The 12,321-nt window shown below is 57.1% G+C and carries 10 protein-coding genes; 4 read left to right on the top strand and 6 right to left on the bottom strand.

All coding sequences use genetic code 11. The features are described from left to right. Positions 1–63: 63 nt before the first annotated feature. The 3 genes from A11S_RS01095 to A11S_RS01085 form a co-directional block, all read right to left on the bottom strand. The gene (locus tag A11S_RS01095; RefSeq protein ID WP_041802834.1) at positions 64–630 is read right to left on the bottom strand and encodes an RNA methyltransferase; all 567 of its coding nucleotides are present in this window, start codon (positions 628–630) and stop codon (positions 64–66) included. A 36-nt stretch (positions 631–666) separates the two neighbouring features. Beyond that, the gene (locus A11S_RS01090) at positions 667–1,902 is read right to left on the bottom strand and encodes a pyridoxal phosphate-dependent aminotransferase (RefSeq protein ID WP_015466627.1); all 1,236 of its coding nucleotides are present in this window, start codon (positions 1,900–1,902) and stop codon (positions 667–669) included. A 301-nt stretch (positions 1,903–2,203) separates the two neighbouring features. After that, positions 2,204–4,198, bottom strand: a complete 1,995-nt coding sequence (locus A11S_RS01085) for an acetoacetate--CoA ligase (RefSeq protein ID WP_041802832.1) — start codon at positions 4,196–4,198, stop codon at positions 2,204–2,206. A gap of 157 nt (positions 4,199–4,355) precedes the next feature. Here A11S_RS01085 and A11S_RS01080 point away from each other — a divergent pair, with 157 nt between their 5' ends. The 4 genes from A11S_RS01080 (at position 4,356) to A11S_RS01065 (ending at position 9,900) form a co-directional block, all read left to right on the top strand. Next, positions 4,356–6,503 (top strand): protein-disulfide reductase DsbD family protein, encoded by a 2,148-nt coding sequence (locus tag A11S_RS01080; protein ID WP_015466625.1) that lies wholly within the window; start codon positions 4,356–4,358, stop codon positions 6,501–6,503. A 48-nt stretch (positions 6,504–6,551) separates the two neighbouring features. Next, positions 6,552–7,151: a redoxin family protein gene (locus A11S_RS01075; RefSeq protein WP_015466624.1), complete on the top strand. Its 600-nt coding sequence runs from the start codon at positions 6,552–6,554 to the stop codon at positions 7,149–7,151. Between the two features lie 207 nt (positions 7,152–7,358). Next, positions 7,359–7,652 carry a hypothetical protein gene (locus tag A11S_RS01070; RefSeq protein ID WP_015466623.1) on the top strand — a complete coding sequence of 98 codons (294 nt, stop codon included), beginning with the start codon at positions 7,359–7,361 and terminating at the stop codon, positions 7,650–7,652. Positions 7,653–7,821: 169 nt separating this feature from the next. After that, a complete protein-coding gene (locus tag A11S_RS01065) occupies positions 7,822–9,900 on the top strand; it encodes a sensor histidine kinase (RefSeq protein ID WP_015466622.1) in 2,079 nt (692 codons plus the stop codon). 10 nt (positions 9,901–9,910) lie between these two features. Here A11S_RS01065 and A11S_RS01060 read toward each other — a convergent pair whose 3' ends face one another. The 3 genes from A11S_RS01060 to A11S_RS01050 all read right to left on the bottom strand — a co-directional run bounded on the left by A11S_RS01060 (position 9,911) and on the right by A11S_RS01050 (position 12,166). After that, positions 9,911–10,315 carry a hypothetical protein gene (locus tag A11S_RS01060; protein ID WP_015466621.1) on the bottom strand — a complete coding sequence of 135 codons (405 nt, stop codon included), beginning with the start codon at positions 10,313–10,315 and terminating at the stop codon, positions 9,911–9,913. Positions 10,316–10,461: 146 nt separating this feature from the next. Next, a complete protein-coding gene (locus tag A11S_RS01055) occupies positions 10,462–11,397 on the bottom strand; it encodes an SDR family oxidoreductase (protein WP_015466619.1) in 936 nt (311 codons plus the stop codon). Positions 11,398–11,497: 100 nt separating this feature from the next. Further along, entirely contained in the window at positions 11,498–12,166 is a 669-nt protein-coding gene (locus tag A11S_RS01050; RefSeq protein WP_051054872.1) for a glutathione S-transferase family protein, read from the bottom strand. Positions 12,167–12,321 lie beyond the last annotated feature (155 nt).

Genomic DNA, 12,321 nt, shown 5'->3' with positions numbered 1-12,321 from the left:
CATCCAGTTTAGAGAATCAGACGGCCTTGGCAACCGTAAAAAACACCCTGGCATGTCAGACGTTTATTCCGTGACTTTCCGCCCCTTCAGCGGATGGCGAACAACCCGGCGCGGTTGCCAGACGGGGGTCGGCATATTGTCCAAACGGGCATCAATCGGCCCACCCGCCGCCACGGGACGATCCGCAAACCGGCCCATCGACACCAGACGGTCATACATGACGATGGCCCCGGCCACACCGACATTGACGCAGAATTTCATGGGAATGCGGATCACATGATCGCATTTGGCCAACAGGTCGGGCGACAGGCTGCCCATCTCCGGCCCCAGCACATAGGCCGCCCGCGTCGGATGGCGAAAGGACGGCAGGGGGACAGATTCATCCGTCAGCTCAACCCCCACCAATTGGCACCCGGTGGGCAGGCGCAAAGCATCGACCGTATCAAAATTATACAGCGGCAGATGATCGAACGCATCGGACGTATCCGACACACGCACCAGATCCAGGTCGATATCCGGCTTGATGGTGAAGAAAAACGATCCGCCGAAAGCATGTGTGGTCCGGACCAGATTGCCAAGATTTTGCTCTTTGCTGATGCTTTGCACACCAACACCAAAGAAGCCGCGCATCATACGGGGGGAACCTTTGTCGTCTAAGGGTGATCCTTAGCGCTTTATGGCCGTTGCAAACCGGTCCAGCGCCAAACGCAGGCGCGGTTCAGAAACAGCAAAGCACATCCGCATGAAACCTTTCACATTTTCACCGAAGGCGCAACCCGGCACCAGGACCAGCCCGGCCTGATCGACCAGATTGCGGGCCAGCGCCATGCAATCATCGTGGCCATCCACCTTGAAAAAGCTGTAAAAACCCATGCGCGTGCGCGGGGCGATGATGCCACCAATATCGTCGAAACAATTTTGCACGATCTGCATATTGTGTTCGTAACGGATTTTTTGCTCTGCAATGAAATCCTCGCCCTGCTCCAATGCAGCAATCGCGCCGAATTGCGTAAACGTGTTCGGGCACAGGGAATCGTACAGGACCAGATCGTAAATCTTCTGCTCGGCCTCTTTCGGCCCGATCAACCACCCCAATCGCCAGCCCGTCATGGCCCAGTTTTTGGAGAAGCTGTTGATCACCAGCAGACGGTCATCAGGATGCGCGACATCCAGAAAACTCGGCGCGCGCGATACGCCGTAGACCATGCGGCTATAGACCTCATCCGAAATCACCCAGATGCCGCGGGCGCGTGCAAAATCCATCACGGCGCGCATCTGATCGATGGTCATGATCCACCCGGTCGGATTGTTCGGGGAATTGATGACGATGGCGCGCGTGTTCGGTGTCACGGTGGCAAAGATGCGGTCCACATCCAGAACCCAGTCCTGGCCATCCGCCGATAAATCCAGATAAACCGGTTTAATATTCGCCTGTTGTAGGCGCATTGCGCCGAGCAGGTTTTTCCACATCGGCACGACCGCGATGACTTCGTCATCTTTTTCCAGCACGGCGGACAGGGCTAGGTGCACCGCCGACGTGCCCGACGGCGTCACGAAAAAACGCTCCATCGGAATGTCGTGGCCATAATGGCGCAGATAGTAGGATGACAAAGCCTGCCGCAATTCCGGGCGGCCCAGCGGTGGGGAATAAAATGTTTCACCACGACCCAACGCATCCTGCAGGCTGCGGATAATAAAATCCGGCGTCGGTGCATCGCCCTCGCCCATGCTGAGCGCGATCATGTTGTCGCGACCGCGCGCATAGCGGACGATTTCGGCACCGGGATTGTGATGAATGTCATTCAGGATCGGGCGCATAAACGGCACAGCGTGCGATGCTTCACCGTTCGTCAGACCGGAAAGCAATTGTCCATTACCGTCGCGCGGAGGCAGAGCCACCATAGCGCCTTACACCCTTCGTTTTTCTTTTTCACACCAACTCTAAACCGGCATTTGCCCGGTTCATCGTTATCGGCCCGGCTGATCTTTGAAACGTCCGCCGTGGCCTGATATTTGTTTTATAGGGAAAACCCTAAGAATGAGTCAAAGGGATTCTTTTGATTTTATAAAGTGGAACGTTTGATTTTTATAAGTAAAAAGCCATGGCATTGAAAAAATTGGATAATTTCTGCCGCAATGTCGCAAATGCAAACCAGCCCCCATGTGGGGGATGATCAAGCTGGCGATCCAATAGCCCTTTTTTCTACGCCTGTAATTCCGGCAGATCCTTGTACAGATCCAGCGCGTCCGGATTGGCCAGCGCCTCGACATTCTTCACCTTGCGGCCATGGATGATGTCGCGTACGGCCAGCTCGGTGATTTTGCCGGATTTGGTGCGGGGGATGTCGGTCACCGCGATGATGCGCGCGGGGACGTGGCGGGGGGATGCCCCGGCGCGGATTTGCGCTTTGATCCGGTCGACCAATTCGCCATTCAATGTCACACCATCACGCAGGCGCACGAACAGGACGACGCGCACGTCATTGTCCCAATCCTGGCCCACGGCGATGGATTCGATCACTTCGGGGATTTGTTCCACCTGACGATAAATTTCGGCGGTGCCGATGCGCACGCCGCCGGGGTTCAGTGTCGCATCCGACCGGCCATGAATGATAAAGCCGTTATGATTGGTGCGTTCAATCCAATCGCCATGGCACCAGACATTGTCAAACCGTTCAAAATACGCGGCGCGGTATTTCGCCCCGTCCGCATCGTTCCAGAACATCACCGGCATCGACGGGAAGGGTTTGGTGCAGACCAGTTCGCCGGAACCCGCGCCCGCCGGGATGGGTTTACCATCTTCGTCAAACGCATCCACGGCCATGCCCAGACCCGGCCCCTGAATTTCGCCGCGCCAGACGGCGGAAAGCGGGTTGCCCAGCACGAAACAGGATACAATATCCGTCCCGCCGGAGATGGAGGCCAGATGCACATCCGATTTGATCGCGTCATAAATATAATCAAACGATTCATGCACCAGCGGTGATCCCGTCGAGGTAATGACGCGCAGGGCGGAGAGATCGTGATCATCGCCGGGGCGCAGGCCCGCAGCCTTCAGCGCATCGATATATTTCGCCGCCGTGCCGAACAATGTACAGGAATGTTGTTCAGCGAAATTCCACAGCGTTTTGCCATTCGGATAAAACGGCGACCCGTCAAACAGCATCAGCGTGCAACCCGACGCCAGCGCCGACACCAGCCAGTTCCACATCATCCACCCACAGGTGGTGAAGTAGAACACGCGGTCCCCTTCGCCAATATCGCATTGCAGTTGATGTTCCTTCACATGCTGGATCAGCGTGCCGCCATGGCCATGGACGATGCATTTGGGAATGCCCGTCGTGCCGGATGAAAACATGATGAACAGCGGATGGTTAAACGCGACACGGTTGAAATACATATCCCGCGGCACGAACGGCGCGACCAGATCACCCAGCGTCACCGCATGGTGCAGCCCCGACAAATCCGGGTTCGCATTCACAAACGGAACAATGACGGTCAATTGCAGACCCGGCAGGCGCGGCTGCACCTCGACCACACGGGCCAGGCAATCCACCGTTTTACCGTTGTAATAATAGGCATCGACGGCGAATAGAACCTTTGGCTCGATCTGGCCAAAACGGTCGACCAATCCCTGCACCCCGAAATCGGGCGAGGCCGAGGACCAGATGGCCCCCAGCGACGTGGCGGCCAGCATGGCGATGATGGTTTCCGGCGTGTTGGGCATAAAGGCCGCAACGCGGTCCCCTTCACCCACACCCGCATGGTGCAAGGCCTGCGCAATCTGGGAGGACAGATCGTACACATCGTTGAACGACAGCTGGCGTTCCTCGCCCTTTTCATTGCGGAAGATCATGGCCACCGCATCGTCCCGGCGGCGCAGCAGGTTTTCAGCATAATTTACGCGCGCATCGGGGAAAAATTCCGCGTCCGTAATGGATTGCGCGTCCCGCAAAATGGTGGTGCCCTTGTCCCCGATTACACCGCACGCATCCCAGACCAGATCCCAGAAGGATTCGGTGTTTTCAACGCTCCAGCGCCAGATGCTGTCATAATCGATGAAATCGCGGCCCGCGCGCACTTCGGCGCGTTCCATGAAATGGTGCAGGCGGGACCGGTCACGGCGCACGCGATCCGGGCTCCAGAGCGGGCCCGTCCCGTTTTTGGTGATAACGGCGTCCCGGTCGGTTTTGGTCATTTTGGCCTGCCCCATTGCTGATCCCCCATAAAGGTCCGCGCGTATTGTCTACACCCCATCATAAGAGTCAAGCACACCCGCGCTCTTGCCCCCGGCGAGGAATAGGCTACATTATTGAAGCCGTTTGTTTTTTACCGGAAAAATCAGGATCTTAACCATGCGCTTCCGCCCCCTGCTGACCCTTGCATCCCTGCTGGCCCTTGTATCGATGCTGGCGGTCTCAACGGGTCCGGTGCAAGCACAGCCCGTAAGCGCAGAGCCCAACGTCACCATTCGCCTGATTCCGGAACAGAACCCGATCGAGGCCGGAACGACGTTTCAAGTCGCCGTGGACCAAACCATCAATGATGGGTGGCACACTTATTGGCTGAACCCCGGCGATTCCGGCATGGCCCCGAACATCACATGGACCCTGCCCGATGGATTTACCGCGGGCGCCCTGCATTGGCCCACGCCGCACGCGGTGCCCTATGCCGGGCTGATGAATTACGGGTATGAAAACGCCGCGACCCTGTTGCAGGATATCACCGTCCCCGCCACCCTGCCCGCCGGGCCAATCACGATTAAAGCCGACGTCGAAATTCTGGTGTGCAAAGACATCTGTATTCCGGAATTTTCCAGCCACGAGATCACACTGAACGCAGGGGATGGCACGGACACGCCGGCGGACAGCACCATGATCACGGCCGCGCGTGCCGCCCAGCCCACCACACTGGATGCCACAGCCACATACAGCACGGATGCAACGGATTTCATCATCACCATCACGCCGAACAACCCCGCCGCACTGGCAGACTTGAATGATCCGGCGCTGCGCGTATTTCCGCATGAATGGGGCGCCATCATCAATAACGCCAGCCCCGCCATCACCACTACGGGTGAAACCATCACCATCCGCCAAACCCGCGACACCACCCGCGCGGTTGAAGAGTTAGGATCATTTGATATCGTCCTGGCGGCGAATGGCCGCGCCCATCGCGTCACGATTGAGCCCGGCGCAATCGATGGCGCAGCACCATCCGCACCGTCACCCACACAGGACCCATCACCCGCCCCCGCCGCACCAACAACAACATTGATGCAGGCCCTGCTGTTTGCCCTGCTGGGCGGTATGGTTTTGAATTTGATGCCGTGCGTGTTTCCGGTTTTATCGCTGAAGGCGCTCAAACTGGTGCAGATGCAGGGGAAAGATAAAGACCACGCCCGCGCACACGGGCTGGCCTATACCGCGGGCATCTTGGTGTGCTTTGGCATTGTGGCCGGCGCGTTGATCGCCCTGAAATCCGGGGGCGCACAAATCGGCTGGGGGTTCCAGTTACAAAATCCGCAGGTCATTCTGGCACTGGCATATCTGCTGTTTGTCATCGGCTTGTCCTTGTCCGGCGTGTTTGAATTTGGCGGGCAATTGGCGGGCGTCGGGCAAAAACTGGCCGGGCAATCGGGCTTGCGCGGATCGTTCTTTACCGGGATGCTGGCCACCATTGTCGCCACGCCGTGCACTGCACCGTTTATGGCGGCGGCGTTGGGGTATGCGCTGGTGCAACCGCCCGTGACCGCCCTGTCCGTCTTTATGGCGTTGGGCTTTGGCCTGGCCTTGCCGTATCTGGCCCTGTGTTTTATTCCGGCACTGGCGCGCGCCTTGCCGAAACCGGGCGCGTGGATGCTGCGCTTCCGTGAATTCCTCGCCTTCCCGATGTATGGCTCCGCCGTCTGGCTGGTGTGGGTTTTGAGCCTGCAAAGCGGGCCGCACGGCGTTCTGGCCGCGCTGGTCGGTATGGTGCTGATCGCGTTTGCCTTGTGGATGCTGTCCCACCGTCCCGATGCGGGGATGGGCCGGATGATCATCACCCTTCTGGGGCTGATTGCGCTGGCGCTGGCCCTGCTGCCCTTCGCCCCGATGTCCAAGCCGATGATGGACACGGCCCCGGTGGGCATGGTGCAAACGGCCAACGGCGACGCTGAACCCTTCACCACCGCGCGGTTGAATGAATTGCTGGCCACGGATCAGGCAGTTTTTATCAATATGACCGCCGCCTGGTGCATCACATGCAAGGTGAATGAACGCGTCGCCATCGCCACCATGGATACGATGAATTTGTTCAAGGACAAAAACATCGCCTACCTGAAAGGCGATTGGACCAACCAGAATCCGGACATCACAAAATTTCTTGAATCCTATGGACGTAATGGCGTTCCGCTCTATGTGTACTATCCGCCTGCCGTGAATGGCACACGCCCGGATGCAGTGGTCTTGCCACAGCTTCTGACACCCGGCATCGTGGCGGATGTCATCAATCCGGAATAACACTTCATTCTGCGTACCTTGTTCAAACCTGATGGAGAGAGATCGACCATGAAAATCCTGCTTGCCGCGGCCGTTGCCGCTTTGATGTTTGCCCCGACGCTGTCCGCACACGCCGCCGCAACGGTGGGCGAGGCCGCGCCGGCCTTTACCCTGACCGATTCCAAGGGCACGTCCCACAACCTGTCCGACTTCAAGGGCAAGACCGTCGTTCTGGAATGGACCAACGCCGAATGCCCGTTCGTGCGCAAACATTACGACAGCAAGAACATGCAAACCCTGCAGGAAGAAGCCACAGGCCAGGGTGTGGTCTGGCTGGTGATTAACTCGGGCGCCGAGGGCAAGCAGGGCCATGTGACCGGCGCGCAAGCCGAAGAGGTCATTACCCGCGAAGGCATGAAGGCCACCGCCTATCTGCTGGATGGCGATGGAACCGTCGGCCACGCCTATGGTGCCAGCACGACCCCGCACATGTTCGTGATCAACGGCGAAGGCACGCTGGTCTATGCCGGTGCGATTGACGATAACAAAAGCGCAGACCCCGCCACCATTGCCGGGGCGAAAAACTATGTCCGCGCCGCACTGGCCGACCTGGCCGCCGGGAAACCGGTGGAAACGGCCAGCAGCCAGCCTTATATGGCTGTGGCGTGAAATATTAAACATTAAGCGGTTTGGAAAACGCCCTCTCCGGCATGGTCGGGGAGGGCGTTTTCGTATGCACCCTCACCCTAACCCTCTCCCGGGGGGAGAGGGCCGGGGTGAGGGCCTTCTACCTTCCCAACAAACTTGACGCACCGCACCATTCTGGGCTACATTTTCCCATAATTATAAAAACAAAATTTTGGGTGTGTACCAATCATGGATTTGCCGGATCATTTGACGCCGTTGCGCGACGTCCTCAACACGCTGACCCGCCTGCCCCCGGATGAGGGTGGGGCGCGTTTTTCCATCGACACCAATACACACGAATGCGCTTTGCACCATGGCACTGATACACCGGCCTTGCCGCTGGCCCCGGCCCGTCCGATCTCGACACTGTGTGCCATCATGAACTATGTGAACCAACATGCGCCGGATCACGCCGATCATGTGGCCACCGTGGTGGAGCAGGCGATCCAGCGCGTGCAAACGCTCCCCAAACCAAATCCATAACGTCAAGCGATCTTTTTCAATAATCGCGCAAATTTCCAAAATCTTTTGGTTGAAAAGGCCCCACTCCGCCTGTCATCATGACAGGCGTTAAATGTGATTCGAAACCGTTCGAATCGGTGAGTTGTACAGGGATAACGAGGCCAAACGGCCCGTAAGTTGGTAAATCTCAATGGCCCCAAAGGACACCCAAACCCCGACAGGCACAGCGACCGCACAGGTCGCCAATCGTGTTGCGCCGGGCGCGTTGGATGATCTGAACGATGGTGTGCCGCGCCTGATCGCCGATCAGGATGGAAAAATCCTTTTTGCCACGACCGATTTTGCCGCCTTGTGCGGCGTGGAGCCCGCCGACCTGATTGGTCGCGCGCTGACCAGCGTATTCACCTTTGCCGAACCTGATGATGCGTTTCATGCCACATCCATGTTCGGCGCACGCCGCGATGACGCGAACGCCATTCTCTCCAGCCTGCGCGAAGGGTTGCATCTGGTCGATATCCAGACCGGCCATGCGTTGCCCCCCGTGCGCGGCCCGTACCAGTTTGACCGCCTGAAAATGGCCGATGGCCGCGGCCTGATCATTGCCTCGGGCACGGACGGCGAAACCGCACGCAATGCGGGTCTGGATACCGACATGGCCGCGCGCCTGTTGGACCGGATCGCCGGGAATGAATGGAAAACCCGCGCCGATGACGCCGCCGCAAAACAGGGCGCCGCCACCGCTGCCAATACCGAAACCGCGCATTTCATGGCGATGTCATCCGACTTGATGGCCGTATCCGATACGCGCGCGCGCTTCACCCGGATCAATCCGGTGATGGCCGACACGCTGGGCTATACCGAAAGCCAGATGCAGCGGATGAGCTTTCTGGACGCCATCCACCCGGAAGATAAAGCCATGGTGCGCAACGCCATCGGCGCATTGATGACCGATGACGCGGTGCATGACCATGTCATTGATTTCGAATGCCGCATGCTGACCCGCGATGGCGCATCATTATGGATGGAATGGCGCAACAAACGGTCCGGCGATGCGATTTACAGCGTGGGCCGCAACGTCACCGCCATTAAAAAACAGGAAGACGCCCTGTTCCGCCAACAGCAAATGTTGCGCGAGGCCCAAGCCATCGGCCATATGGGCCACTGGCGTTGGATCGTGGGCGCAACCGACATCATTTTCTCCGAGGAAATTTACTGCATCTTCGGCGTCGACCCGGAACAGTTCCACCCGACACTGGACAGTGTGAATGCCCTGCTCCACCGCCGCGATGTGGGCCGCCTGTTACAGGCGTTCCAGCGCGCGATTATCGAACAAAAACCGTATGAAATGGAATTCCGCGTCCTGCGCCCCAGTGGCGAGGTGCGTTACATCCGATGCGAAGGCCGTTGCGAAAACGATGCCGATGGCGAAGTCATTTCCCTGTTCGGGATTATGCAGGACGTAACCGACCGCACTTTGTACGAACGCGATCTGCACGAAGCAAAAGAAGCCGCCGAACGCGCCTATGCCGCGAAATCCCAATTCCTGGCGAATATGAGCCACGAACTGCGTACACCATTGAACGCCATTATCGGTTTTTCCGAGATGATGCAGCGCCAGTTGCTGGGCCCCATCGGGTCCGACCGTTATCTGGATTATATCGGCGGCATCCGCGAAAGCGGTGAACATCTGCTCGATTTGATCGCCGATATTCTGGACATGTCCAAGATCGAAGCCGGGAAGTATGAGCTGGATCTGGAAGAACTGAATGTCTCCAAGGTCATCCGCCTGGCCGTCCACATGATGGAAGGCCGCGCGACCGAGGCCAAAATCCGCGTCAGCATCGACATGGCGAACGAAGATTTACAAATCATCGCCGACCGCCGCGCCGTGATGCAGGTGTTGTTGAACCTGCTCTCCAACGCGGTGAAATTCACCGACGCGGGCGGATCGGTACGGATTGATTGCATGGAACGTGATGATTACGTGCTGATCAAAGTCACCGACACGGGCATTGGCATTCCGGCGAACAAGCTGAAAAACGTCACCCGTCCGTTCGAACAGGCCGCATCCCACTACACGCGCAAGCATGAGGGCACGGGACTGGGGCTGGCCATCACCAAGGAGTTGATCGAACTGCACGGCGGCACGTTGCACATCGAATCCACCGTCGGCATCGGCACCGCGGTCAGCGTCCGCCTGCCGTACAACGCCTATGATGCAATGAAGGCGCAAGGATCTCTCCCTGCGCCCATCGATGATCTGATTTAATCAAACAGTCTTAGATTTTCGGCTTGGTCAACCAGCGCTTCCAGAAGGGTTGGTTCTGCCACTCTTCAATTGCATTCACTTTGACGATGATATCGTTTGCGGCCACATCCACTTCGTACGGCAATTTTTCTACACCGCCGCACGCATTTTCAAAATCGCACGACAAATCATAAACACGGCTGATATTGAGAACGCCGTGCTTCGTATAAACGCCCAGCAAGTCGCGGCGCATCGTGTCCTTGGTCACAGCCACGCAGGATTCGTGAAGATCAATCATCGGGCAAAAGCCCCATGGCATGCCTTCTTCGCCGTAAGTGTATGTGATCAGAAAATCTTGTTTGTCGGCCTGCGCGCGCTCAAACGCACCGCGCAGATAATCTTCACTCAATGAATATGTTTCGCCCACTCCGGCCATGACCCAATCCCGTTTCGTTTTTTGCAGAAATATGGTCGTACCACAAACCACAAAGGCCGCACAAACTTTCGCGTGCGAACCGCATCAACACACTGAAAATAAACATAAAAATAGAGGCCCAAAGCCCCTCAATCCGTCTTGAAAATCTACCCCTCGCGGGACCCGCCTATGGCGGCGGCGGCAAAGGCACCCATACGGGAACGGTGCGCCTGTTCCTTGGCCAGACAATCCTGCAGCCCTTCCATAAAGGTCGGATGTTTCAGGACGACGCCCAGTTCGTTTTTAATGCGGTCGTTTTTAATGCGCTTGTTGTCGGAATAAAAACTGCGGGCAATTGGGGCCATGTCGGCGTCGTCATATTTAATCAGCGGCGGCGGGGTCAGGCCCAGCATGTCACAGGCCTCGGCAATCACCGCGTGGCTGGGGGCGGCCAGATCATCGGCCAGATTATAAACCGCACCCGGATTGGGTTTTGCCATCGACGCCATCAACACTTGAACGATATCATCGATATGAATGCGGCTGAACGCGTGGCCGGGTTTATCAATACGGCGGGCAATACCGGCGCGCACGGAATCCAATGCGGATCGTCCGGGGCCGTAAATGCCCGCCAGACGGAACACATGCACCGGCACACCCTGGCCCGCCAGCGACAGCCATTGCGCTTCGGCCCGGGCGCGACGTGAACCGCGTTTGGTGGATGGACGCACTTCGGAATTTTCGTCGACCCATTCGCCGCTGCGATCACCATACACCGACGTCGATGACAGATACCCAACCCATTCCAGCGTCGGGATGGATAAAATATCGTCTTCATGCATCAGGAACGTGGGATCACCATTATCCGCCGGCGGGGTGGAGATCAGAAGGTGGGTGGTTCCCTTCAGGAACAATTGCGGGTCTTCGAGCGGCTGGGTGTAGTCGAACATATAACCGCGCACACCCAGATTTTTCAGGAAGCGGCGTTTTTCGGGGTCACGCGTCGTGCCCGCAATGGCCCACCCGCCGGCTTTTTTCAAAGCCTGGCCCAGATAGTCACCGGTGTACCCGTATCCAAAACAAAAAAGTTTTTTGTCCGTCATTACCTTACTGCATTCTTCTTTTTCTCTCGCGCTTTGAAGCGCAGTCACCGATGCGGGGGAGACTTCGCTCTCCCCGACAAAAACGGATCGATACTGTATCTTAGAAATCTACGTTTTCGTAGTGGCCAACAGGCGTAAATCCGGGGATCCGATCCTCCAGCAGAGGCTGGAAGCTGGGCCGGGATTTCACGCGTGCATACCATTCCCGGGCGGCCTGATGCTCATCCCATGGAACGTCGCCGATATAATCGATGGCTGATAAATGCGACGCCGCCGCAATATCCGCCAGCGAAAAATTCTCACCGGCCAACCAACGGCGTTTTTCCGTCAGAAAACCGATATAATCCAGATGGTAGTGAATGTTGGCATGACCGGCGCGAATAGACGGGCCATGCGGTTCACCCAATTTTAAAAACCGCTTCATCAATTTTTCGCCGACCAGATTGTCGGTGACTTCGCGGTTGAATTTCACATCGAACCAGCTGACCAGGCGGCGCGTTTCCGCGCGCTGTGCCGGATCAAAGCCCAGCAGATTAATCTCTGGGTAGACTTCTTCGAGATATTCGCAAATGACCTGAGAGTTGGCCAAGGTCGTGCCATCGGCTTCGACCAGAACCGGGACATCGCCCGCGGGGTTCAGGGCCAGAAACTCGGTCCGGCGTTCCCACACTTTTTCAATACGCTGCTCGAAATCGAGCTTCTTCTCGGCCAGTGCGATGCGCACCTTCCGTGAAAAGGGGTGAAGCCAAAGATGATACAGAGTTCTCATGTTACACAGACTATCCCAGACGTCCCTTGAAGGACATGTTTTAATTGACTGACATCATAGACTTTTCCCGGCCGATTCCCCAGCCGCAAATTCACATTTCCCCGAAAAAAAATTTTATCGGCCTGATTTTAAAGAACAAAAATGAAACGTTGGCA

Source organism: Micavibrio aeruginosavorus EPB (genome assembly GCF_000348745.1).
Classification (GTDB): domain Bacteria; phylum Pseudomonadota; class Alphaproteobacteria; order Micavibrionales; family Micavibrionaceae; genus Micavibrio; species Micavibrio aeruginosavorus_A.
The sequence above is the reverse complement of the archived record's forward strand: the minus strand, read 5'-3'. Positions and strand labels throughout refer to the sequence as shown.

Coding starts and splice junctions, on each gene's coding strand:
- A11S_RS01090 (WP_015466627.1), bottom strand. CDS start 1,902: ATGGTGGCTCTGCCTCCGCGCGACGGTAATGGACAATTGCTTTCCGGT.
- A11S_RS01050 (WP_051054872.1), bottom strand. CDS start 12,166: ATGAGAACTCTGTATCATCTTTGGCTTCACCCCTTTTCACGGAAGGTG.
- A11S_RS01055 (WP_015466619.1), bottom strand. CDS start 11,397: ATGACGGACAAAAAACTTTTTTGTTTTGGATACGGGTACACCGGTGAC.
- A11S_RS01075 (WP_015466624.1), top strand. CDS start 6,552: ATGAAAATCCTGCTTGCCGCGGCCGTTGCCGCTTTGATGTTTGCCCCG.
- A11S_RS01065 (WP_015466622.1), top strand. CDS start 7,822: ATGGCCCCAAAGGACACCCAAACCCCGACAGGCACAGCGACCGCACAG.
- A11S_RS01060 (WP_015466621.1), bottom strand. CDS start 10,315: ATGGCCGGAGTGGGCGAAACATATTCATTGAGTGAAGATTATCTGCGC.
- A11S_RS01070 (WP_015466623.1), top strand. CDS start 7,359: ATGGATTTGCCGGATCATTTGACGCCGTTGCGCGACGTCCTCAACACG.
- A11S_RS01095 (WP_041802834.1), bottom strand. CDS start 630: ATGCGCGGCTTCTTTGGTGTTGGTGTGCAAAGCATCAGCAAAGAGCAA.
- A11S_RS01080 (WP_015466625.1), top strand. CDS start 4,356: ATGCGCTTCCGCCCCCTGCTGACCCTTGCATCCCTGCTGGCCCTTGTA.
- A11S_RS01085 (WP_041802832.1), bottom strand. CDS start 4,198: ATGACCAAAACCGACCGGGACGCCGTTATCACCAAAAACGGGACGGGC.